Origin of the sequence: Streptomyces sp. CA-142005, assembly GCF_050942335.1 — a bacterium.
Taxonomy (GTDB): domain Bacteria; phylum Actinomycetota; class Actinomycetes; order Streptomycetales; family Streptomycetaceae; genus Streptomyces.
In genome coordinates, this window is sequence record NZ_CP192078.1 from 5,442,321 (window position 1) to 5,463,949 (window position 21,629).

Below are 21,629 nucleotides of genomic sequence, written 5' to 3' on the forward strand. Positions count from 1 at the left end.
ACGTCCGTCCGCGGGATTCGTCAGCCGGACGAGCGCGTGGCGCCGAAGTGTGTCTCGTGTGTCCAGACGTGGTGGCACGAGGGGCACTGCAGGTTCAGCAGGCTGCCGGTGTTGGAGAGCAGATAGCGCCAGTGCGCGGTGCAGGTGCTGCTGCCTCCCTGCCGGCACGTCTCGCAGCCGGCCCGGTCGTCACAGTTCGGGCACGCCACCCAGGCGCGCCGCCCTATGTCGGCCTGCGGATCAAGCGGCAGCATCGCCCGGTCCCGGGGGAAGCACACCGGCCGCCACCAGCTCGTCGTAGATGCGCTGCTGCTCGGCGTCCAGCCCGGAGTACAGCAGCGCACGCGCCTCCTCCTCACCGCGCAGCGCCGCCGCGGGGTCCCAGTCGGGGCCGAGGGAGGCCATGACGTGGGTACGCCGGAGCATCTCGTGCGAGCTCAGGTCGACGCTGAAGTCGAAGGTGGGGTCGTGGGGGGACATGCCACCGAACGTAGGGAGGCATTTCCCCCACGGCAAGAAGAGGTGGGTGAAATCACACAGTCCGGCCGACCGGCCGGTCAGCTGAAGACGATCATCGAGCCCTGGGCCAGGGAGCGTGTCGCCGCCGCGTGCAGGCCCAGCCACACGTGCCGTTCGCGGGCGAAGGGGCTGGGGTCGTACGGGGCCGGGACGGCCGGTTCCTCCAGTTCCGTGGGGGCCGTGGGCGGGGCCGGGGCGGCTGGAGGGTTGGCCGGGTCGATGCCGATCGAACCGGCGACGTACTCCAGCTCGCGCAGGAGAGACTGGGAGGAGCCCAACGGGCCGCCCCCGGCGAGCAGTTCGTCGTTGGACAGCGGGTTCGGGAAGTCGACCGGGACGTAGGCGCCCGCGTGGTCGTAGTGCCAGACCAGGTGGGACTGCTGGGCCGTCGACTCGAACATCTCCAGCAACTGCTCGTAGTCGCCGCCGAGTTCGTCGACGGGAGTCACCGGCAGGCCGCAGACCTGGAGCAGGTACGCGCGGCGCAGGAAGTGCAGCGCGTCGTAGTCGAAGCCGGCCACCGGCGCGACCTCGCCGGACAGGCCCGGCATGTACTGGTACACCGGCACCGCCGGGAGCCCGGCCTCGGCCAGTGCGTTGTTGTACTGCGCGAGTTCCTCGGCGAACGGGTTGTCGGGCGTGTGGCACAACACGTCCACGAGCGGTACCAGCCACAGGTCACAGGCCAAAGAGGGCTCCTCGCACACAGAAGGGGCCACCAAGGAGGTGGTTCGGGAAGGGTACTGGTCATTTACCCGTTGGTCAGGTGTTCCAGCAGCTGAAGCGAGTGGGCGTTGGAGGCGGCGACGATCCTGCGGGCGGTGTCGGTCTCGCGGCGGGCGAGTGCGTCGACCAGGTCCGTGTGCCCGGCCCACAGCCGGCCGCGCAGGTCGGGCAGGCGGAGCAGGTACTGCACCGCGCAGACCCAGGACTGCACGCGCAGCCGGTTGAGGAAGTCGCCGAGGTAGGGGTTGCCGAAGAGGGAGCTGAGCTCGCGCCAGAATCGCAGGTCGTAGCCGATGAGAACCGTCAGGTCGCCGGCCGCGGCGGCCCGCGCGGCCTCCTCGCCGCGGCGCCGCACCGTGGTCAGCGCGGCCTTCGTACGGGCGTCCTCGGGCGGGGTGCGGAAGGCGGGGTGGCCGGTGGTGAGGGCCTGGAACATGCCGTCGGTGACCAGGCTGCGGGCCTCGATCATGTTCCGGTAGTCGGTGACGGAGTACTCCGGCACGCGGAAGCCGCGGTGCTGGTCGGCCTCCAGGATGCCCTGCGCGGACAGGTCGACCAGCGCCTCGCGGACGGGGGTGGCGGAGACGCCGTACTGATCGGCGATCTCCTTGACCGTGAACGCCCGGCCCGGTCGCAGCCGCCCCGCCAGCACCTCGTCACGGAGCGCGTCCGCGATCTGCTGGCGCAGGGTGCTGCGGGTCACGGCGCCGGTGCCGGGCATGGGGGGCCTCTCCTCACGCGTCAGATGACGTGCTCGTACGCACACGCCCGTACGCGCGGTCTACGCGGGTACGTCATGTCTTACGAGCACGCCACCTTACGCGTTCGAATCGCCCCGGCGGCAGCCGTCGTACCGTTACGCGGTGTACGCGTCGGCCACGCTCAGCGCGGCGTCCAGGGCGGCGAGGCCCTCCTTCAGCTCGGCCTCCGTGACATTGCACGGCGGCACCACGTGGGTGCGGTTCATGTTCACGAAGGGCCACACGCCGTGCTGCTTGGCGGCGGCGGCGAACGCGGCCATCGGAGCGTTCGCCTCGCCGGCCGCGTTGTACGGCACCAGCGGCTCGCGGGTCTCCCGGTTCTTCACGAGGTCCAGCGCCCAGAACATGCCGACGCCGCGCACCTCGCCGACGCTCGGGTGGCGCTCGGCCAGCTCGGCGAGGGCGGGGGCGAGGACGGTCCCGCCGAGCCGCCGGGCGTTTTCCACCACGCCCTCCTCCGCCATCACGTTGATCGTGGCGACGGCGGCGGCACAGGCCAGCGGGTGCCCGGAGTACGTCAGACCGCCGGGGTAGGGCCGCTTGCCGAAGGTCTCGGCGATCGCCCCCGAGATGGCGACACCGCCCAGCGGGACATAACCCGAGTTCACACCCTTGGCGAAGGTCATCAGGTCGGGTACGACACCGAAGAGGTCGGCGGCGAACCACTCGCCCGTGCGCCCGAAGCCGGCCATGACCTCGTCCAGGATGAAGACGATGCCGTGGCGGTCGCAGATCTCACGGACTCCGGCCAGATAGCCGGGCGGCGGGATCATGATCCCGGCCGTGCCCGGGATGGTCTCCAGGATGATCGCCGCGACCGTGCCCGGCCCCTCGAAGGCGATCGTCGTCTCCAGGTGCTCCAGGGCGCGCGCGGTCTCCTGCTCCTCGCTCTCGGCGTAGAAGCGGGAGCGGTAGAGGAACGGCGCCCAGAAGTGGACGACGCCGTTCGTGGCGCCGTCGCTCGCCCAGCGGCGCGGGTCGCCGGTGATGTTGATCGCCTGCTGGGTGCCGCCGTGGTACGAGCGGTAGGCCGAGAGCACCTTCGGGCGGCCCGTGTGCAGCCGGGCCATGCGCACCGCGTGCTCGACCGCGTCGGCGCCACCGTTGGTGAAGAAGATCTTGTCCAGGTCGCCGGGGGTCCGCTCGGCGATCAGCCGGGCCGCCTCCGAGCGGGCCTCGATCGCGAAGGCGGGCGCGAAGGTCGTCATCCGCGCCGCCTGCTCCTGGATGGCCGCGACGACCTTCGGGTGCTGGTAGCCGATGTTCGTGTACACCAGCCCGCTGGTGAAGTCCAGGTACCGCTTGCCGTCGTAGTCCCAGAAGTACGACCCGTCGGCGCCGGCGACGGCAAGCGGGTCGATGAGGTCCTGTGCGGACCAGGAGTGGAAGACGTGCGCGCGGTCCGCTGCCTTGACTGCGGCGCCGGCGTCGGGGTTGGGCTGAGGGGTCATGCGGGTGAGGGTAAATGTCCGCGATGCGGAAGGCCTATCGGCGTCTTGTTCCGTGGACGGGGGCTTTCCGCGACAGGTTGTCGAAGGGGTGGGTTCCGGGTGACCCGTACGAACCCCTGTCCTGCCCGCGCCGGGTATGACGGAACCGTAGGCGGCGGGCCGCGCGACTCATCGGTAGGGCCGCATTATTCTCGGTCCGTCGCAGACGTGTGCGTCGTAGTCGTATGCGTTGCGTATATGGGGTGCATGGGGCGTGCGGGGCGTACCGGGGGGAAGGCGGGGCGGCCATGGAGAAGCTGGGGGCGAGGGATCCGCTGGGGGTCCCCCCGGGCGAAGCCTGGGGGAGTATCGGCGGCTACCGGCTGCTGGCGCGGCTGGGCGCGGGCGGCATGGGGCACGTGTATCTGGCCCGGTCGGACCGGGGCCGTACCGTCGCCGTGAAACTGGTCCGTGAGGAGCTCGCCACACAGGAGGAGTTCCGGGCCCGGTTCCGGCAGGAGGTGCAGGCCGCGCGGCGGGTCGGCGGGTACTGGACCGCGCCCGTGCTGGACGCGGACACCGAGGCGGCGGTGCCGTGGGTGGCCACCGGGTACGTGGCCGGGCCGAGCCTGCAACAGGTGGTCGGGCACGATCACGGGGCGCTGCCGGAGAGGTCCGTACGGATCCTGGCGGCCGGGCTCGCGCACGCGCTGAAGGACATCCACGCGGCGGGGATCGTGCACCGGGATCTGAAGCCGTCGAACGTGCTCGTCACCATCGACGGTCCGCGTGTCATCGACTTCGGGATCGCCCGGGCGCTGGAGACGACCTCGCCGGGCGGGGAGGGGCTGACCCGGACCGGGTCGCTGGTCGGGTCGCCGGGGTTCATGGCGCCCGAGCAGGTACGGGGGGACCGGATCACGTCGGCGTGTGACGTCTTCTGCCTGGGGTCCGTGCTGGCGTACGCGGCGACGGGGACGCTGCCCTTCGGGACCGCCACCAGTGGTGTGCACGCGTTGATGTTCCGGATCGCCCAGGAGGAGCCGGATCTGGCGGGGGTGCCGGAGGGGATCGCCGACCTGGTGCGGGAGTGCCTGCGCAAGGATCCGGGGGCCCGGCCTTCGCTGGACGCGGTGCTGGAGCGGACGGGGGCGGGGGACACCGTGACCGGGGGGCGGTCCAGAGACCCCTGGCTGCCGGGGGCGCTGGTCGCGCAACTGGGCAGACATGCCGTGCAGTTGCTGGAGGTCGAGGATCCGGAGGGGGACGGGGCGCCGTCTTCGGGGGCGGGGGCGTCTTCGGGTGCGGGTGCGGGTGCGGGTGCGGGTGCGTCGGGGGGCACCCGGCCTTCGGCCGGGTCTGGGTTCCCACCCGCACCACCCGTGCAGCAATCGTCGTCGGGTGCGGGTGCGGGTGCGGGTGCGGGTGGCTCTGGCGGGGCGGATTCGCCGTCGGCGGGTGCGGGTGGTGCCGGAGGCGGTGCTGCCCCGTCGGCCGACGGTGGCTCGGCGCCGGCCGATGCCGGTGGTCCCGGTTCGGGCGCTCGGGACAGCGTGGCGTCGGCCGAGCACGCTGCCGTCGCCGATGACGGGAGCGGGTCCGGAGCCGTGGGGGAGCCGGGGGACGGGGGTGGGGTGAGTCATCATCTGCCCACCGTCGTGGCGGGGCAGACTCCGCCGCCCGGAGCGCTGCCGGCGTCGCCGCGGTTCGGGGCCCCGCCGGAGGCGTACGGGTATGCGCAGCAGCATCCGCAATCTCAGCCTCAGCCTCAGCCCCAGCCGTATGCGCCGGCGGTCGCTGCCTACGGCTATCCGCAGCAGGGCGCGGTCCAGCCGCCGTACAACCCCTATGGCGGGCTCGGGTCCACGCCGCCGTACGGGCCGCCGCCCGTCGGCGGGGCGCCGGAGCCGGAGCGGCGGGGTGGGCGGTCGACCGCGCTGCTCGTCGTGCTCGCGCTGGTGGTGGCGCTGGGCGCGGGTGGCTCGGTGTACGCGTTGATGAGGAACGGCGGCGGGAACGACGACAAGGGCGGCGGGACCGTCAGCCCGACGCCCACCGTCGGCAGTCCCGGTACGTCGGGGGCGCCCAGCACGGCGGGGCCGACGCCGTCCGACTCCGACTCCGCGTCCGCCTCCTCGGACGGGGCCGTGCCGGCCGCCTATCTGGGCACCTGGGAGACGACCATCGACAACGCCAACGGAACCAGCACCCGCCGACTGACCATCCGGCAGGGCGAGGTGGGCGACAGCGTGCTGACCCTGGTCGCGGACGGGCCGATGGCGAGCGGTGGCACCTACCACTGCGTCTTCGACGCCGAGCTCACCGAACAGCCCGGCACCGACGGGCCGTTGGAGATCGGGCCGTCCACCGTCACCAGCGGCGAGCCCGCCTCCTCGTGCACGCCGGGCGAGGCCACCGAGGTCACCCTGCTGCCGGACGGCAGGCTGAAGCGGAGGAAGGCGGGCGGCGGGGAGAGCCTGACGTACACCAGGCGGTGAGGCCCGCCCGGGACTGTTGAACGTCAGACGAACTTCACCGAACACATCCGGTTCGTCCCCTTGTCCGCGCGTACCGTGACTCCACCATCCGACTCCGGTCAGTGGCGGGGGCATCCACATGCAGTGGCTGAACGCGGAGAACGTGGTCGCCATCGGCACGGCGCTGCTGGGTATCGCCGCGTCCGCGGGCATGGTCTGGTACGAGCGCCGGGTGCCGCGCCGCAAGCGGCTCGGCTATCGCGTGCAGATGGACAACGCCATCGGCGACGACGCGCGTTCGGGGCGGGTCAACCGGCGGCTCGGGATCTTCCTCGAGATGCCGGGGATGGAGGACGCCACGCTCGTCCTGCTGCGCATCGAGAACGACGGCTCGCAGGGCATCGACCGCGACGACTACACCGGCCCCGAACGCCACGGCCTCACCGCCGTGTTCACCGACCGGACCATCCGCGGTGTCTCGGTGACCCAGCCGAGCGACGCCGACCATCTGATGGACCACTTCACCGCCGACCGCGGCTTCGGCTACGAGGGCAACACCCTGCGCATCCCCCGCGTCCCGCTCAACAGGGGCGACCACTTCAAGCTGCTGGTGCTGCTGTCGGGCGGCGACGTGGGGCGGGGCATACGGCTGAGCGGCGGCATCCGGGACGGCGAGGTCCACACCAACCGCAGCGCCACCCCGGACGACAAGCCGCCGCTGTTCAGCGCCGCGTCCCGGCTCATCACGGTCATGCTCACGGTGTGCGTGGTGACCCTCGCGGCGATCGTCGTGGCCCGCGACGACACCCGGCCCCCGATCGGCTGCGAGAAGGGCGCGCTGACCGTGATCGGGTCGACGGCCTTCGCGCCGGTGATACGGGACGCGGCAGCGCAGTACGAGAAGGACTGCGAGGGCTCCCGCATCACGGTCGATCCGCACGGTTCGACCGCGGGTGTACGGGAGCTGGCGGCGGACGGGGCCGCGCGCAGGAGCGGCGGGGCGCCCCCGGTCGTCGCCCTGTCGGACGGACCGAAGCCCGACGACATGCCCGAACTGCGGGAGACCAGGGTGGCGCTTTCCGTCTTCGCGCTCGTCGTCAACGACGACGTGGGCGTGCGCGACCTGTCCGCGGCGGACCTGCGCCGGCTGTACCAGGGCCGGATCACCGACTGGGCGCAGCTCGGCGGGCGTTCGCTTCCGGTGCACCTGGTCAGCCGCGACGCCAACTCCGGGACGCGGCAGGTGTTCCAGCGGCGGGTGCTCGGGCAGGGCGAGATGGCGAACTCGTCCGTCGACTGCGTCCACAAGGACTATCCGTCGGCACCGGTGACCCGGTGCGAGCTGGACTCGACCGACCAGGTGCTGGCGGAGGTGGCGCGGCTGCCCGGTGCTATCGGTTACAGCGAGCTGAATCTGGCGACGCGGGAGAAGGGGCTGCGGGTGCTGGGCATCGACGGCAACGCGCCCTCGGTGGACGCCATCGAGCACGGGCACAGTGGCTACCCGTACCGCGAGATCGAGTACGCCTACACCTACGGCAAGCCTCCGGCGGACTCGCTGGCCTCCAGCTTCCTGACCTATCTGTCACGCGGGCAGGGCCAGGAGATCATCCGCACCCATGGGCACGTGCCGTGCTGGACACCGGAGGGCATGAAGCTCTGCGCGTAGGGGCTCCCGCACCGGCGGCAGCCCCTACCGCGGCTCCGGCGGCCGCTGGCGCGGCATGTTCGGGCGGGTCCCGTTCGCGGGCGGCACCGAGAAGCGGCCCAGCGGGCCGCCGGCCTCCTGCCGCGGCACGTACGTCACCGCCGCCTGCATGCCCAGCGGTGCGGAACCGGTGCGGAACTCGACCATCCAGTCGGTCGTCTCGGTGCGCACGAGCTCCGTGACGTCCTCCGCGAAGCGCCGCAGCACCCCCAGGCACCGCTCGGCGGCCTCGCTCGCCGTGCCCTCCGCCGGGCCCAGCACCTCCCGGATGCTCTCGGAGGCCCAGTCGAACTGCAGGGCCTGCAGCCGTCGCTGCACCGCCTGAGCGGTGGCCACGTCCCTTATCCAGCCCGACGTCACGCCGAAGAACCGGTCGATGCCGACACAGGCGACCCCGAGCAGCAGCGCCAGGCAGCCCCAGGGCGCGACGCCGTGGGCCGCCCCGGCGAGGTCGAGCAGGGGGAGTGCCGCCCCGGCCACCGCGCCCGCCGCCGCGCCGGAGCGCAGTATGCGGGCGCCGCGCCGCTTCCAGACCCGGTCCCGCAGATACCAGGACGCCGTCTGCAGTGCCCCGTCCTCCACCCACCGGTACAGCTCGTCGAGCCGCTCGGCGGGCTCGCCCCAGTCCCCGAGCGGAAAGGTCCGCCCGGTCAGATCGCCCGGCCGCAGCCCGGCCGCGCCCTCGCCCCGCCCGTCCTGAGGCGGACCCTCGGGCTGCATCTCCGGCTGACCCACCCGGCACTCCCTACTGATCCTTGATCACTTGTCGCGGCCCGGTCACGTCGCGTGACAGCCCACGCCGATGCCATGCCGATTCCATGCCGACGCGCGGCACCCTTCCTACCGCCCAATGGGTGGCGATGAAGAAGCTTTCCCGGCTTTTCCGCCCGGAAGAGGGTCTTGATCAGGTATAGGGCTGCCGCGCTTGTCACTCGAAAGAGTGGCGGGGCGACGGGGGCGTGGACCACGTAGGCTCGTGCCCAAGGAGAAGTACGCAAAGGAGCTGATCGTGATCCCCGGTGGTGGCCAGCCCAACATGCAGCAGTTGCTCCAGCAGGCCCAGAAGATGCAGCAGGATCTCCAGCGGGCGCAGGAGGAACTGGCGAACACGGAGGTCGACGGGCAGGCGGGCGGCGGCCTGGTCAGGGCCACCGTGACCGGCGCCGGCGAGCTGCGCGCGCTGAAGATCGACCCGAAGGCGGTCGACCCGGAGGCTGCCTCCCCCGAAGAGACGGCCGAGACCCTCGCCGACCTGATCGTGGCGGCCGTACAGGCGGCGAACGAGAACGCGCAGACGCTCCAGCAGCAGAAGCTCGGCCCGCTGGCGCAGGGCCTCGGCGGCGGTACGGGCATCCCTGGTCTGCCGTTCTGAGGCCGGGCCAACTACGGTACGTACCGACAGGTCTCAAGGAAGGGCAGTCCGGTGTACGAAGGCGTGGTCCAGGACCTCATCGACGAGCTGGGGCGGCTGCCCGGCGTCGGTCCCAAGAGCGCGCAGCGGATCGCCTTCCACATCCTGCAGGCCGAGCCGACGGACGTGAAGCGGCTCGCGCAGGCGCTCCTGGAGGTCAAGGCGAAGGTCCGCTTCTGCGCGACCTGCGGCAACGTGGCACAGGAGGAGCTGTGCAACATCTGCCGTGACCCGCGCCGGGATCCCTCCGTCATCTGCGTGGTGGAGGAGCCCAAGGACGTCGTCGCCATCGAGCGCACCCGTGAGTTCCGCGGCCGCTACCACGTGCTCGGCGGCGCCATCAGCCCGATCGAGGGTGTGGGCCCCGACGACCTGCGTATACGAGAACTTCTCGCGCGGTTGGCCGACGGGACGGTCACGGAGCTGATCCTGGCGACGGACCCCAACCTGGAGGGCGAGGCCACGGCCACCTACCTCGCCCGGATGATCAAACCCATGGGCCTGAAGGTCACCCGCCTGGCCAGCGGCCTCCCGGTGGGTGGCGACCTGGAATACGCGGACGAGGTCACCCTCGGCCGCGCCTTCGAGGGGAGACGACTCCTAGATGTCTGACGCCACACTGCACGCGACCGGTCATGACCCGGACGATTTCGCGGTCCAGATCGCGGACCAGATCGAGAGCTTCCTGGTGGCGGTCACGGAGCTGGCGAGGGGCGACGAGCCCGGCTCGACCGTGCCCTTCCTCCTCCTGGAGGTCTCCCAGCTGCTGCTGGCCGGCGGCCGCCTGGGCGCCCACGAGGACCTGGTCCCCGAGGAGCGCTACGAGCCGGACCCGGGCCCCGACGCCGACGTGGACGAACTCCGCGAGAACCTGGGCCGCCTGCTGGAGCCGGTCGACGTCTACTCCGAGGTCTTCGACCCGTACGAGCCCCGCAAGGCCCCGGTGCCGGCCCGGATCTCCGACGACCTCGCCGACGTCATCACCGACCTCCGCCACGGCATGGCCCACTACCGCGCGGGCCGCACCACGGAGGCGCTGTGGTGGTGGCAGTTCTCCTACTTCTCCAACTGGGGCCCCACCGCTTCCGCCGTCCTGCGCGCCCTGCAGTCGGTCCTCATCCACGTCCGCCTCAACCAGCCCCTGGAAGAACTGGACGGCCTCGACACCGACCAGTCCGACATGGGCGACGACACCCTGGAGTTCGAGGCGGGCCGCGTCATGGCGCAGGAGATCGGCGGACCCCTGGGGATCCGGCAGGGGCGGTGACCGCGAGCCGCGCCTCCGCTCTCGCGCACGATCGGTCCCGCATCCCTGTCGCCCCGCTCGATCAGCCGGTCGGTGACGCGGTCGCGCGGCAGCCGGCGGTCCCGTTCGGGTTCAGCGACTGAGCCACACCCCCCACAGCCCCTTGGTCATGGCCGTGCCGCCGCCCACCAGGGCCAGCAGCAGGACCAGGCGCCGGGCCCGGTGCTCCGGGATGCGGCCGGCGATCGCGTTGCCGATCAGCGCACCGCCCGCCATCGCGGCGCAGACGAGGGCCCAATCCGGCCCGGTCAGGCGGGGCATGCCGTTCGCGGCGATCGAGAACGCGTTGACGGCGACGCCGTAGAACTGGGCGTTGGGCACGAACTCCCGTACCGTCCAGCCCGCGTTGAGGGCGTACAGGGACACCGGTGGGCCGCCCACGCCCGCAGCCGCGTTCATGAAACCGCCCAACGCCCCCGCCGTCACCGCCCCCTTGCCGCCGCGCAGGGCCGGGACCCGGGCGCCGCGCATCACGAGCAGGACCGCCGCCGTCACCAGGGCGCCCATCGCCAACAGCAGGACGGGCCGCGGGAGTTGGCGGGTCATCCAGGCGCCCAGCGGTACCGTGCAGGCCGCCGCGGCACACAGGGGGACCATCGCCGCCGGGCGGACCCGGCGCCAGCCGCCCGCGAGGCCCACGACGCTGATGGCGCCGGCCGCGCAGTTGGCGAGCACCACCCCGTCCGCGGGGCCGAGCAGCAGCACCAGCGCCGGCACGGCGACCAGGGCGAAGCCCATGCCGGTCAGCCACTGCACGCTCGCGCCGAGCAGGACGATCGCCGCGAGCAGCGTCTCCGTCATGTCGCCCCCGTACGTCGCCCCGCATGGAGCGCCCCTGTCGTTGAAAACTAATGCAGTGGCGACTGTGACGCGGGGCACTTTCCCGCGTGGTCCGCTGGCGGCTGGGCAGGTGCCGGAACGCGGACGTCACGATGACTCACCGGTCCGATGTCTCACCATGCGGGAGCAGGGTGGTGGAATTCGGGCGCTCGTTAGACTGAGCCGACACAAACGAACCGAGCGAGGAGCGCACGTGGGCCTTGTCGTGCAGAAGTACGGAGGCTCCTCCGTAGCCGATGCCGAGGGCATCAAGCGCGTCGCCAAGCGGATCGTGGAAGCGAAGAAGAACGGCAACCAGGTTGTCGTCGTCGTTTCCGCGATGGGCGACACGACGGACGAGCTGATCGATCTCGCCGAGCAGGTTTCTCCGATGCCTGCGGGGCGTGAATTCGACATGCTGCTGACCGCCGGAGAGCGGATCTCCATGGCCCTGCTGGCGATGGCGATCAAAAACCTGGGTCACGAGGCCCAGTCCTTCACCGGCAGCCAGGCAGGCGTCATCACCGACTCGGTCCACAACAAAGCCCGGATCATCGACGTCACGCCGGGCCGGATCCGCGAGTCGCTGGACAAGGGCAACATCGCGATCGTCGCCGGTTTCCAGGGCGTGAGCCAGGACAAGAAGGACATCACCACGCTCGGTCGCGGTGGGTCCGACACCACGGCCGTGGCGCTCGCCGCCGCGCTCGACGCCGAGGTCTGCGAGATCTACACCGACGTCGACGGCGTGTTCACCGCCGACCCGCGTGTGGTGAAGAAGGCGAAGAAGATCGACTGGATCTCCTTCGAGGACATGCTGGAGCTCGCGGCCTCCGGCTCCAAGGTGCTGCTCCACCGCTGTGTGGAGTACGCCCGCCGCTACAACATCCCGATCCACGTCCGGTCCAGCTTCAGCGGACTGCAGGGCACCTGGGTCAGCAGTGAGCCGATTGGGGACAAGAAGGTGGAGCAGGCCATCATCTCCGGTGTCGCGCACGACACCTCCGAGGCCAAGATCACGGTCGTCGGCGTGCCGGACAAGCCGGGTGAGGCGGCCGCGATCTTCCGGGCCATCGCCGATGCCGAGATCAACATCGACATGGTCGTGCAGAACGTGTCCGCCGCCTCCACCGGGCTGACGGACATCTCCTTCACGCTGCCGAAGACCGAGGGCCGCAAGGCGATCGACGCACTGGAGAAGAGCCGGTCGGGCATCGGCTTCGACTCGCTGCGCTACGACGACCAGATCGGCAAGATCTCCCTGGTCGGCGCCGGCATGAAGACCAACCCGGGCGTCACCGCCTCCTTCTTCGAGGCGCTGAGCGACGCGGGCGTGAACATCGAGCTCATCTCGACCTCCGAGATCCGCATCTCGGTCGTCACCCGCAAGGACGACGTGCCGGAGGCCGTGCGCGCCGTGCACACCGCCTTCGGGCTCGACTCCGACACCGACGAGGCCGTCGTCTACGGCGGCACCGGCCGATGACCGTCTCCACCGCGACGTACGGAGGCGTACGACGATGACCGGCAAGCCGACGCTCGCGGTCGTGGGAGCGACCGGAGCCGTCGGCGCGGTGATGCTCCAGATCCTGTCCCAGCGCGCGGACGTCTGGGGCGAGATCCGCCTGGTCGCCTCCGCGCGCTCGGCCGGCCGCAAGCTGGCCGTGCGCGGGGAGGAGGTCGAGGTGGTGGCCCTGAGCGAGGAGGCCTTCGACGGGGTCGACATCGCCATGTTCGACGTCCCGGACGAGGTCGCCGCGCACTGGGCGCCGATCGCCGCCGCGCGCGGCGCGGTCGTCGTCGACAACTCCGCCGCGTTCCGGCTGGACCCCGAGGTGCCACTCGTGGTGCCCGAGGTCAACCCGCACGCCGTACGGACCCGGCCGCGCGGGATCGTCGCCAACCCCAACTGCACGACCCTGACGATGATCGTCGCCCTGGGCGCGCTGCACGCCGAGTTCGGCCTGCGCGAGCTGGTGGTGTCGTCGTACCAGGCGGTGAGCGGGGCCGGGCGGGCCGGGGTGGACACGCTGCGGGCCCAGCTGTCCCTGGTGGCCGGGACGGAGCTGGGCACCAAGCCCGGCGACGTACGGCGGGCCGTCGGGGAGGACACCGGGCCGTTCCCGGAGCCGGTCGCGCTGAACGTCGTGCCGTGGGCCGGGTCGCTGCGGGAGGACGGCTGGTCGTCGGAGGAGATGAAGGTCCGCGACGAGTCCCGCAAGATTCTCGGGCTGCCGCGGCTGCCGGTCGCCGTGACCTGTGTGCGCGTCCCGGTGGTCACCACCCACTCCCTGACGGTGCACGCGCGCTTCCAGGGCGAGGTGACGGTCGACCGCGCCCGGGAGATCCTCGCGACCGCGCCCGGCGTGGTGCTGTGCGACGATCCGGCCGCCGGCGAGTACCCCACCCCCGCGGACGTCGTGGGCACCGACCCGACCTGGGTGGGCCGGCTGCGGCGGGCCCTGGACGACCCGACCGCGCTCGAACTCTTCGTGTGCGGAGACAACCTCCGCAAGGGTGCCGCGCTGAACACCGCGCAGATCGCGGAGCTGGTCGCGGCCGAATGGGCCGGCCACTGATACAGGTCTTACAAGACCTTTGTAGGATCCATGTAAGAAGTGTGGCAGGGAGCATGGTCCAAACCACTTGAACCATTGCTCTAGGCAACAGAGGATTTCCCTCCCCGTCCCCGCAACCACGCGGTGGGCGGGGAGCGTCTTTGCGGTCACTCTTCGGGCGTGGGGACGCCGTGATCGGGTGGGTATGGGGATACCCGCCCATATCGGACATAGGGGAAGAGCGGGACGCATGACGGCACTTGAGGCACAGCCGGTTGTCGCACATGTGACGCCCGGCACGTACAACCCTGGCGGGGGCAGACGTGTCCAACTGGCGTGGCAGAGGTACTCGAATTCAGCGCGGCCCGCGGCGCGGCGGCCCTACGGCCGCCCCGTACGGCGCTCCGGCCCCGTACGCCCGGCGGCATGCCGGTGATCGCGCCCATGCCCGCAGCGCGGCCCGCCCGCATACCCAGTCAGCGTGACGGTGCCGAGGAGGCCGCGACCACCGCGGCGACCGAGGCCGCCGGAACGACCGTCGACCACCTCACCGAGACCTACCGGGCGCACTACCGCTCGCTGCTCGGCCTCGCCGCGCTGCTCCTGGACGACACCGCGTCCTGCGAGGACGTGGTGCAGGAGGCCTTCATCCGCGTGCACTCGGCCCGCAAGCGCGTCCGCGACCCCGAGAAGACCCTCGCCTACCTGCGGCAGACGGTCGTCAACCTGTCCCGGTCCACGCTGCGCCGCCGCATCCTCGGCCTGAAGCTTCTCTCCAAGCCGATGCCCGACATGGCGAGCGCGGAGGAGGGCGCCTACGACCAGCTGGAGCGCCGCGACCTCATCAAGGCGATGAAGGGCCTGCAGCGCCGCCAGCGCGAGGTCCTCGTCCTGCGCTACTTCGCGGACATGACCGAGGCCCAGGTCGCCGAGAGCCTCGGGATCTCCCTGGGCTCGGTGAAGGCGTACGGGTCGCGGGGCATCGCCGCGCTGCGGGTGGCCATGGAGGCACCGGCATGAGCGAGCGCGCCCAAGGGGGCGATTCCGATGAACGCCATTCCCACGAACGTCACGAGCCCTTCGCCTGGCACGAGCCGACGAGGCGGGATGAGCAAGAGCACACGCAATCGCACGCTGGGAACGGAACTGTGAACCACCGACCCGACGAGCAGGGCCCGAAGGGCCTCGACCAGGGTCCCGAGGGCCGCGAGCAGGGTTCGGGCGCCGATTCCGACGGCCTCGGGTTCGATCTCGGCGGCCTCGGCGGCCTCGGCGACGACGAGCTGGCCCTGCGCCGGATGCTGCACTCCGCCGTCGACGGCATCGAGCCGCGCACCGGCACGCTGGATCACCTGCGCCGGGCCGTGCCCGCGCGGCGGGCCCGCAAGCGGCAGGCCGTCGTCGGCATGGCCGCCGCGGCCCTGTTCATCGGCACCGCGATCCCGGCTCTCGTGCACGTCTCCGAGTCCGGCGGCACCGACCCCAACACGGCCATGGCCGGCCAGTCCTCGCAGGCCCAGGGCGGCACCGGGCAGGGCAAGGACAAGGGCGGCGACAAGGGCAGCGGCAAGGGCGGCGGCAGTACGACCGTCAAGCCCGGCACGGGGCCCGGCAAGCCCGGAGAGAAGGGCAAGGGCGGCGGTGGCGGCGGCGGCGCTTCCACCGGCGGAGCCAACCCGACCTCCACCGTCGCCTCCAGCGGCGTCCCGGTGTGTACGACGGCCCAGCTGGGCTCGGCCACCGGCACCGCCGACGCCCCCGACACCGCGGGCGTGGTCTACGGCACCTTCCGCGTCGTCAACATCTCCGCCGCCGCCTGCTCCGTCGCAGGTGCGGGCACCATCACCCCGACCGCCGTGGGCGCGGCCGACGCGACCAAGATCAGCACCGCCCGGCATGTGGCCGGGGACGCGGCCACCAGTCTGCCCGACCCCTCGCTGGAGGTGACCGGGCTGGTCCTGCAGCCGGGCGCGGCCTACGAGGAGAAGTTCGCCTTCGTACCCTCCGAGACGTGTCCCACCAACGGCGGCGGCACCAGCACCACGGGCGGCTCGGACGCCGGTGGCCCGACGGCGGATCCGACGCCGACCCAGGAAGCGAGTGCCGCCGGCGGTTCGGCGGACAGCGGGGGCTCGGCGGGCACCACGACCCAGCTGATGACCGAGGACGGCACGGCCGACGGCAGCGTGGAGATCACCCACACCGCGCAGGGGGGCTCGCCCTCGGCGACGGCGACGGTGACGGGGGAGTGCGCGGGGACGGTCATCTACACCGGGGTGCTGGCGGGGGCGTAGCAGCCGGCGCGGGTGCTCAGCTGCTGGTCACCGGCTCCGGAGTCTCCTCCGGCACCAGGCCCAGCGCAGCGTCCCGCGCGGCCTCGGCCTCGCGTCGCAGCAGCCGGAACCACATGAACACCACGAAGCCGGCGAAGACGAACCACTCCCCGGTGTAGCCGAGGTTCTGGAACGCCTTCAGGTCCAGCCCGGTGCCGTCCGGCGCCGTCGCGGGCACGGCCCTCATCCCGGCGTCGGCCTTGTCGAGGGTCACCCAGGCGTCGTACAGCCGGTACGGCACCAGGTTGACCAGTGACGCCGAGCTGATCGCCGCCGTCTGCCCGGCCGGCAGTCCGCCGGCCGCGCTGACCCCGTTGTCCCCGGGCGTCTCGGACGCCTGCAGTGCACCGGTGACGGTGACCTCACCGCTCGGCGGCGCGGGCGCCTTCGCCCGGTCCGCCGTGCCGGGCAGCCAGCCCCGTACCACCGGCAGCGCCTTGCCGGAGTCGGTGCGCAGCAGGGTGAGGACATAGAAGCCGTTCTTGCCGTCGAGCTGCCGATTCGGCACCAGCAGCTGTGTGCCGTAGTGCCCGCTCGCGGTGACCCGGCGGCCCGAGGTGGCCTTGTCGACGGGCAGCATCGACGCCAGCGGGCGGGCGGCCTCCTGCTGGTCCGACGCGGCCTGCTCGGTCGCGCTGCGATGCTCCTGCACCCGCCCCTCGAACCGGCTCAGCTGCCAGGACCCCATGAAGACGCAGAACGGGATGGCGAGCAGCACGAAGACGTTGATGCCCCACCAGCGGGGTGTCAGCAGAAACCGGTACACGCCCTCCACGGTACGGCGCCGCCGCCGGGCGTCCGCCCGCGGGTCAGCTCTTGCTCGCCTTGAGGGAGTAGATCAGCGGGATGCGCGGGTGGTCCGCGGGGAAGCGGTGGTAGCCGCCTCGGACCTCGAAGTTCGCGAAGCGCGGGAACAGCGACACGTCGTGCTCGTGCAGGAACTCGATGCGCAGCCCGGTCGCGGCGAGCGCGGAGACGACGTCGCCGAGGGTGTGCTGCCACTGGACGCTGCGGTTGTGCACCGTGGGGGCGCTCAGGTCGGCGTAGGTGCCGGGCTCGTCCCACACCTGGGCGTCGCGGGCGAAGTAGTCGCGCACGATCCGGGTGCCGGTCGCGTCGTCCAGGGACTCGGTGATCGGGTGGAACTCGGCGAGGTACAGGAACCCGCCGGGGGCGACGAGGGAGGCGGCCGTCCTCGCCCAGCGGCGGATGTCGGGCAGCCAGCACAGCGCGCCGAGCCCGGTGTAGACGATGTCGTACGACGGCTCGGGCACGGTGTCGGCCGCGTCGTACACGTCGCCGGTGACGAAGGCGGCGCGCTCGGGACCGTGGCCGAGGCCGGCGGCGAGGGAGCGGGCGGCCTCGACGGCCGGGGCGGAGAAGTCCAGGCCGACGACGCGTGCGGCGCCCCGGTGGACCCAGGAGAGGGTGTCGGTCCCGATGTGGCACTGCAGGTGGAGGAGCGTCCTGCCGGTGACGTCGCCGACCTCGGCCGTCTCGAAGTCCCGCAGGACGTCCGGGTGGGCGCGGAAGCCGTCGAGGTCGTAGTACTCACCGGCGACGTGCACCGGCACGCGCTCGTCCCACATGGCGCGGTTGTCCTCGCGCCAGCCGTCGGGGGCGGAGTGATGGCCGGCCTGGGTACTCATGATCGGGAAGTTATCCACAGGCTGCGCACACCCGCCACCCAATTGTCGGTGCGACCAGGCAGTATGGGCGCATGACTGGGGCGATGAGTGAGAGCAACGAGCCGGGCGCGCGGGACGCGGCCGGCATGCCGGACTGGGAGAAGCGCTTCCGGGCGCCGCGGGTGTCGCTGCCCGACTGGGCGGAGGACGCACCGGACCGCTCCCTGTTCGTGTCGAACGCGACGGGCACCTACGAGCTGTACGCCTGGGACCGCGCGACGGGCGGACAGCGGCAGGCGACGCACCGGCCGAACGGCACGACGGACGGCGCGCTCTCCCCGGACGGCGCCTGGATCTGGTGGTTCGACGACAAGGACGGCGACGAGTTCGGCATCTGGCGCCGCCAGCCCTTCGAGGGAGGGCAGGACGAGCCGGCCGTCCCCGGCCTCGAGCCGTCCTACCCGGCCGGGCTCGCCCTGTCCCGGGACGGGCGCACGGCGGTCGTCGGCCGCTCCACGGACGACGAGGGCACCACGATCCACCTGGCGCGCGAGGGCGAGGACCCGGTCGAGATCTACCGGCACCGCGAGTCGGCGGGCGTCGGCGACCTCTCGCACGACGGCTCCCTGATCGCGATCGAGCACACCGAGCACGGCGACGCCATGCACGCGGCGCTGCGCGTGCTGCGCCCGGACGGCACGCCGGTCGCCGAGCTGGACGACACCGAGGGCGGCACCGAGGAGCTGGGCCTGGAGGTGCTGGGCTTCGCCCCGGTCGACGGCGACACCCGGCTGCTCATCGGCCATCAGCGCCGGGGCCGCTGGGAGCCCCTGGTGTGGGACGTGGCGACGGGCGAGGAGACCGACCTCGCGCTGGACCTGCCGGGCGACGTAGGCGCGGAGTGGTACCCGGACGGCTCGGCGCTGCTCATCGCCCACGGCTTCGAGGCCCGCAGCGAGCTGTTCCGCTACGACCTGGCGAGCCGTGAGCTGACCCGCATCCCCACCCCGCCCGGCACGGTCTCCGGTCACACGGCACGCCCCGACGGCAGCGTGGAGTACCTGTGGTCGTCGGCCGCCGAGCCGCCCGCGGTCCGCTCGACGTCCGGCGGCGTCGTCCTGGACCCTCCCGGCATGGCCTGCCCGCCGTCGGTGCCCGTGGAGGACGCGTGGGTGGAGGGCCCCGGCGGCCGCATCCACGCCCTGATCCAGCGGCCGGCGGGCGCGAGCGGCCCCCTGCCGACGGTCTTCGACCTGCACGGCGGTCCGACCTGGCACGACAGCGACTCCTTCGCCGCCGGCCCGGCCGCCTGGGTCGACCAGGGGTACGCGGTGATCCGCATCAACTACCGCGGCTCCACCGGCTACGGCCGCGCCTGGACCGACGCCCTGAAGCACCGGGTCGGCCTGATCGAGCTGGAGGACGTGGCCGCGGTCCGCGACTGGGCGGTCGCCTCGGGCCTCGCCGACCCCGCCCGGCTGGTCCTCACCGGCGCCTCCTGGGGCGGCTATCTCACCCTGCTCGGCCTGGGCACCCAGCCCGAGGCGTGGACGGTGGGCATCGCGGTCGTGCCCGTCGCGGACTACGTCACCGCGTACCACGACGAGATGGAGGCCCTGAAGGCCATGGACCGCACCCTGCTGGGCGGCACCCCCGAGGAGGTCCCCGAGCGCTTCGAGGCCTCCTCCCCGCTCACGTACGTCGACGCGGTCAAGGCCCCGGTCTACATCTCGGCGGGTGTCAACGACCCCCGCTGCCCGATCCGCCAGATCGACAACTACGTCAAGCGCCTGGAGGCCAGAGGCGCGACCCACGAGGTGTACCGCTACGACGCCGGTCACGGCTCCCTGGTGGTGGACGAGCGGATCAAGCAGGTGAGACTGGAGATGGACTTCGCGGCCCGGCACCTGGGCGCTTCCTGAGCAGCGGCGCCTGGCGCGCGTCCGGGCTCAGCGGAGCTCCGCCAGGCCCCTGCGGGTGGCGGCGACGACGACCCGGTCCCCCTTGTCCAGCACATGGTCGGGGGCCGTGTCCGCCCGCCCCTCCAGGGCCAGCACCCGCCAGGACCCGGCCCGGAAGGCGTCCCGTACGGTCCGGCCCTCCAACTGGGGATGCCCGGAGACGTCGACCGCGGCGAACAGCAGCACCCTGCGCTCCACCGCGATGGCGCCCACCACCTGCCGCCCCAGCATCGCCCCGGCGAACGCGGGAGCGGCCAGGTGCGTGACGCTCCGGCTCCGGGTGAGGGCGTGCGGGTACGCGGCCCGCAGGGTGCGGTACACCGCGGTGGCGAAGTCGTCGTCGTACAGCCGCAGCACCACCCGCAGGTCGGGCCGTACGTTCCGGGCGTACAGCACGGCCTCCAGGTTGGTGGTGTCCGCGCTGGTCACCGCGAGCAGCGCGTACGCCCGGTGGATCTTCGCGGACTCCAGCACGCCTTCCTGGGTGACGTCCCCGAGCACCACCGGCACCCGCAGCCGCCGGGCGGTCGCGAGTCCGCGCGCCTCCGGGTCGGACTCGACGCACACGACGGGGATGTTCAGTTCACGTAGCCGGGTCAGCACCCGGGTGCCGATCTTCCCCAGCCCGAGCAGCACCACGTGCCCGCCGAGACCGCGCGGCGGTTTGCGCAGGGCGGAGGCGGTGCGGAAGGTGCCCAGCGCCTCCAGCACGGCCGCCAGCAGCACCGGCAGCAGCAGCAACCCGACCAGCCCGGACAGGAGTTGGAGGATCTGCCGGCCGAGCGACGCCCCGAGGGCGGGGTCGTCGATCGCGAACAGGTCCAGCAGCGTCAGATAGAAGGCGCGCAGCGGATGGATCCCGGTGACCACCCACAGCGCGACGGCGAGCGCGACCACGCACGCCACCATGCCCGCCAGCGACCACCGCAGCCGCCGGGAGAACAGCGAGGCGAGCGGCGGCACCCCACCGCGGCCGGGCGCGGCCGACTCCCCGCCGCCCGCCGAGGACACCTGCTCCAGCACGACGGCCGCCCTACCGGCGGCCTGCCGTACCTCGTCGTCGTCCGGCAGCAGCCGGGGTTCCAGGTCGGCGCCGCCCCCGGGATCCGCGCCCGGCGGGGAGAGCAGGGCGAGCGTGCACAGTCCGGTGCCGGCCGTCGGCCGTTCGACGGCCCGCAGCAGCAGCCCCTCGGTCTGGACGACCTTGCTGGTGCCGGCGACCGCGGTGGCGGCCAGTGCGGGCGCGGCGGTGTCGGCGTCGGACAGCACGGTGGTGGACGCGTCGGTGCCGCCCTCGCCGTTGCCGGCGGCCAACGCAGCGGCCTGGTCGAGGAGTTCCTCGATGTGCTGGCCCAGCCGCCGGTTGTACAGCCTGAGGACGAGCCGCAGCCGCGGGTTGAGCCGACGCGCGGTCAGCGCGGCCCGGATGTTGGTCTCGTCGTCGTCGAAGACGAGGGCGAGCGCGGCGGCCCGTTCCACTCCGGCCTGGGCGAGCACGGACTCGGTGATCTCGGCGGCTTCCAGCACCCGTTCGGCGTCACCGCCGGTGCCGCCGCCGGCCGTGCTGCTGGTGCCGCCGGTGTTCGTGGCGGTCGCGGTCGGTCCCGAGCCGGCCCTCGATCCGGGGCCCGGTCCGGAGCCGGCTCCGGGTCCGTTGCCGCCGCGGCCGACCGTGGCGCTCACCACGCGGTCGAACAGCGTGGCCGAAGCGGACCGGGCCCGTCCGACCACCGGAGGCCTGGCGGTGCGCTCGTTCGGCGGTACCACAAGGGTGACCTGCTCGCCGTAGACTCCGCGCAGCTCGGCGGCCAGCCGGTGCGCGAGCCCGTCGTCACCGCACACCACCATGTGCGGGGCACTGGGCCCACCTTGATACGGAACGCTCCCCACGGGGGAAAAGACTGCCCCAAGGAGAGGAGTGGTTCCAGCAAGGATGTGAACACCCGGGGGACGACTCACGTACCGAAGGGGAGGGAGCGAACCAGGACAGCC

20 protein-coding genes are annotated in these 21,629 nt (G+C 72.3%); 10 read left to right on the top strand and 10 right to left on the bottom strand.

The genetic code is table 11. The features are described from left to right. Window positions 1–20: 20 nt before the first annotated feature. The 5 genes from ACQPXS_RS25515 to ACQPXS_RS25535 form a co-directional block, all read right to left on the bottom strand. Window positions 21–254, bottom strand: a complete 234-nt coding sequence (locus ACQPXS_RS25515; RefSeq protein WP_351807544.1) for a hypothetical protein — start codon at window positions 252–254, stop codon at window positions 21–23. Next, the gene (locus ACQPXS_RS25520) at window positions 241–480 is read right to left on the bottom strand and encodes a DUF6400 family protein (RefSeq protein ID WP_351807545.1); all 240 of its coding nucleotides are present in this window, start codon (window positions 478–480) and stop codon (window positions 241–243) included. The genes ACQPXS_RS25515 and ACQPXS_RS25520 overlap by 14 nt, the downstream gene beginning before the upstream one ends. Before the next feature lie 77 nt (window positions 481–557). Further along, window positions 558–1,208, bottom strand: a complete 651-nt coding sequence (locus ACQPXS_RS25525; protein WP_351807546.1) for a hypothetical protein — start codon at window positions 1,206–1,208, stop codon at window positions 558–560. 62 nt (window positions 1,209–1,270) lie between these two features. After that, window positions 1,271–1,966 carry a GntR family transcriptional regulator gene (locus tag ACQPXS_RS25530; RefSeq protein ID WP_433451582.1) on the bottom strand — a complete coding sequence of 232 codons (696 nt, stop codon included), beginning with the start codon at window positions 1,964–1,966 and terminating at the stop codon, window positions 1,271–1,273. A 135-nt stretch (window positions 1,967–2,101) separates the two neighbouring features. Beyond that, window positions 2,102–3,457, bottom strand: a complete 1,356-nt coding sequence (locus ACQPXS_RS25535; RefSeq protein WP_433451584.1) for an aspartate aminotransferase family protein — start codon at window positions 3,455–3,457, stop codon at window positions 2,102–2,104. A 287-nt stretch (window positions 3,458–3,744) separates the two neighbouring features. Here ACQPXS_RS25535 and ACQPXS_RS25540 point away from each other — a divergent pair, with 287 nt between their 5' ends. Both ACQPXS_RS25540 and ACQPXS_RS25545 read left to right on the top strand, forming a co-directional pair. Next, window positions 3,745–5,934: a serine/threonine-protein kinase gene (locus ACQPXS_RS25540; RefSeq protein ID WP_433451586.1), complete on the top strand. Its 2,190-nt coding sequence runs from the start codon at window positions 3,745–3,747 to the stop codon at window positions 5,932–5,934. Window positions 5,935–6,052: 118 nt separating this feature from the next. Next, window positions 6,053–7,582 carry a substrate-binding domain-containing protein gene (locus ACQPXS_RS25545; RefSeq protein WP_433451587.1) on the top strand — a complete coding sequence of 510 codons (1,530 nt, stop codon included), beginning with the start codon at window positions 6,053–6,055 and terminating at the stop codon, window positions 7,580–7,582. A 24-nt stretch (window positions 7,583–7,606) separates the two neighbouring features. Here the strand turns inward: ACQPXS_RS25545 and ACQPXS_RS25550 are convergent, their stop codons facing one another. Then, a complete protein-coding gene (locus tag ACQPXS_RS25550; protein WP_351807551.1) occupies window positions 7,607–8,356 on the bottom strand; it encodes an SLATT domain-containing protein in 750 nt (249 codons plus the stop codon). Window positions 8,357–8,630: 274 nt separating this feature from the next. Here ACQPXS_RS25550 and ACQPXS_RS25555 point away from each other — a divergent pair, with 274 nt between their 5' ends. The 3 genes from ACQPXS_RS25555 to ACQPXS_RS25565 are packed head-to-tail and all read left to right on the top strand — an operon-like array spanning window position 8,631 to window position 10,299. Continuing rightward, window positions 8,631–8,993 (top strand): YbaB/EbfC family nucleoid-associated protein, encoded by a 363-nt coding sequence (locus ACQPXS_RS25555; protein WP_433455936.1) that lies wholly within the window; start codon window positions 8,631–8,633, stop codon window positions 8,991–8,993. A 51-nt stretch (window positions 8,994–9,044) separates the two neighbouring features. Further along, window positions 9,045–9,644 carry a recombination mediator RecR gene (gene recR / locus ACQPXS_RS25560; protein ID WP_031164801.1) on the top strand — a complete coding sequence of 200 codons (600 nt, stop codon included), beginning with the start codon at window positions 9,045–9,047 and terminating at the stop codon, window positions 9,642–9,644. Continuing rightward, complete coding sequence (locus tag ACQPXS_RS25565; protein WP_433451590.1) at window positions 9,637–10,299, top strand: DUF5063 domain-containing protein; 663 nt, start codon at window positions 9,637–9,639, stop codon at window positions 10,297–10,299. Before recR ends, ACQPXS_RS25565 begins: the two co-directional genes overlap by 8 nt. Before the next feature lie 111 nt (window positions 10,300–10,410). On the opposite strand, the gene ACQPXS_RS25570 is transcribed toward ACQPXS_RS25565, so the two are convergent. After that, on the bottom strand, window positions 10,411–11,139 hold the full coding sequence (locus ACQPXS_RS25570) for a sulfite exporter TauE/SafE family protein (protein WP_433451592.1): 729 nt from the start codon (window positions 11,137–11,139) through the stop codon (window positions 10,411–10,413). A gap of 232 nt (window positions 11,140–11,371) precedes the next feature. Here ACQPXS_RS25570 and ACQPXS_RS25575 point away from each other — a divergent pair, with 232 nt between their 5' ends. The 4 genes from ACQPXS_RS25575 to ACQPXS_RS25590 all read left to right on the top strand — a co-directional run bounded on the left by ACQPXS_RS25575 (window position 11,372) and on the right by ACQPXS_RS25590 (window position 16,009). Further along, a complete protein-coding gene (locus tag ACQPXS_RS25575) occupies window positions 11,372–12,643 on the top strand; it encodes an aspartate kinase (RefSeq protein WP_351807554.1) in 1,272 nt (423 codons plus the stop codon). 34 nt (window positions 12,644–12,677) lie between these two features. Further along, window positions 12,678–13,736 (top strand): aspartate-semialdehyde dehydrogenase, encoded by a 1,059-nt coding sequence (locus ACQPXS_RS25580; protein ID WP_351807555.1) that lies wholly within the window; start codon window positions 12,678–12,680, stop codon window positions 13,734–13,736. A 315-nt stretch (window positions 13,737–14,051) separates the two neighbouring features. Next, entirely contained in the window at window positions 14,052–14,735 is a 684-nt protein-coding gene (locus tag ACQPXS_RS25585; protein WP_399176472.1) for a SigE family RNA polymerase sigma factor, read from the top strand. A 128-nt stretch (window positions 14,736–14,863) separates the two neighbouring features. After that, window positions 14,864–16,009: a hypothetical protein gene (locus tag ACQPXS_RS25590; RefSeq protein ID WP_433451593.1), complete on the top strand. Its 1,146-nt coding sequence runs from the start codon at window positions 14,864–14,866 to the stop codon at window positions 16,007–16,009. Window positions 16,010–16,025: 16 nt separating this feature from the next. Here ACQPXS_RS25590 and ACQPXS_RS25595 read toward each other — a convergent pair whose 3' ends face one another. After that, a complete protein-coding gene (locus tag ACQPXS_RS25595) occupies window positions 16,026–16,814 on the bottom strand; it encodes an SURF1 family protein (protein WP_433451594.1) in 789 nt (262 codons plus the stop codon). Window positions 16,815–16,857: 43 nt separating this feature from the next. Further along, complete coding sequence (locus ACQPXS_RS25600) at window positions 16,858–17,697, bottom strand: class I SAM-dependent methyltransferase (RefSeq protein WP_433451596.1); 840 nt, start codon at window positions 17,695–17,697, stop codon at window positions 16,858–16,860. A gap of 83 nt (window positions 17,698–17,780) precedes the next feature. Here ACQPXS_RS25600 and ACQPXS_RS25605 point away from each other — a divergent pair, with 83 nt between their 5' ends. After that, a complete protein-coding gene (locus ACQPXS_RS25605) occupies window positions 17,781–19,598 on the top strand; it encodes a prolyl oligopeptidase family serine peptidase (RefSeq protein WP_433451598.1) in 1,818 nt (605 codons plus the stop codon). A gap of 27 nt (window positions 19,599–19,625) precedes the next feature. Here the strand turns inward: ACQPXS_RS25605 and ACQPXS_RS25610 are convergent, their stop codons facing one another. Further along, window positions 19,626–21,485, bottom strand: a complete 1,860-nt coding sequence (locus ACQPXS_RS25610; RefSeq protein WP_433451599.1) for an NAD-binding protein — start codon at window positions 21,483–21,485, stop codon at window positions 19,626–19,628. Window positions 21,486–21,629 lie beyond the last annotated feature (144 nt).

Excerpts from the sequence above, each read along its gene's own strand:
- ACQPXS_RS25515 (WP_351807544.1), bottom strand. The coding sequence starts at position 254 with ATGCTGCCGCTTGATCCGCAGGCCGACATAGGGCGGCGCGCCTGGGTG.
- ACQPXS_RS25520 (WP_351807545.1), bottom strand. The coding sequence starts at position 480 with ATGTCCCCCCACGACCCCACCTTCGACTTCAGCGTCGACCTGAGCTCG.
- ACQPXS_RS25530 (WP_433451582.1), bottom strand. The coding sequence starts at position 1,966 with ATGCCCGGCACCGGCGCCGTGACCCGCAGCACCCTGCGCCAGCAGATC.
- ACQPXS_RS25535 (WP_433451584.1), bottom strand. The coding sequence starts at position 3,457 with ATGACCCCTCAGCCCAACCCCGACGCCGGCGCCGCAGTCAAGGCAGCG.
- ACQPXS_RS25540 (WP_433451586.1), top strand. The coding sequence starts at position 3,745 with ATGGAGAAGCTGGGGGCGAGGGATCCGCTGGGGGTCCCCCCGGGCGAA.
- ACQPXS_RS25545 (WP_433451587.1), top strand. The coding sequence starts at position 6,053 with ATGCAGTGGCTGAACGCGGAGAACGTGGTCGCCATCGGCACGGCGCTG.
- ACQPXS_RS25565 (WP_433451590.1), top strand. The coding sequence starts at position 9,637 with ATGTCTGACGCCACACTGCACGCGACCGGTCATGACCCGGACGATTTC.
- ACQPXS_RS25570 (WP_433451592.1), bottom strand. The coding sequence starts at position 11,139 with ATGACGGAGACGCTGCTCGCGGCGATCGTCCTGCTCGGCGCGAGCGTG.
- ACQPXS_RS25580 (WP_351807555.1), top strand. The coding sequence starts at position 12,678 with ATGACCGGCAAGCCGACGCTCGCGGTCGTGGGAGCGACCGGAGCCGTC.
- ACQPXS_RS25600 (WP_433451596.1), bottom strand. The coding sequence starts at position 17,697 with ATGAGTACCCAGGCCGGCCATCACTCCGCCCCCGACGGCTGGCGCGAG.
- ACQPXS_RS25605 (WP_433451598.1), top strand. The coding sequence starts at position 17,781 with ATGAGTGAGAGCAACGAGCCGGGCGCGCGGGACGCGGCCGGCATGCCG.
- ACQPXS_RS25610 (WP_433451599.1), bottom strand. The coding sequence starts at position 21,485 with ATGGTGGTGTGCGGTGACGACGGGCTCGCGCACCGGCTGGCCGCCGAG.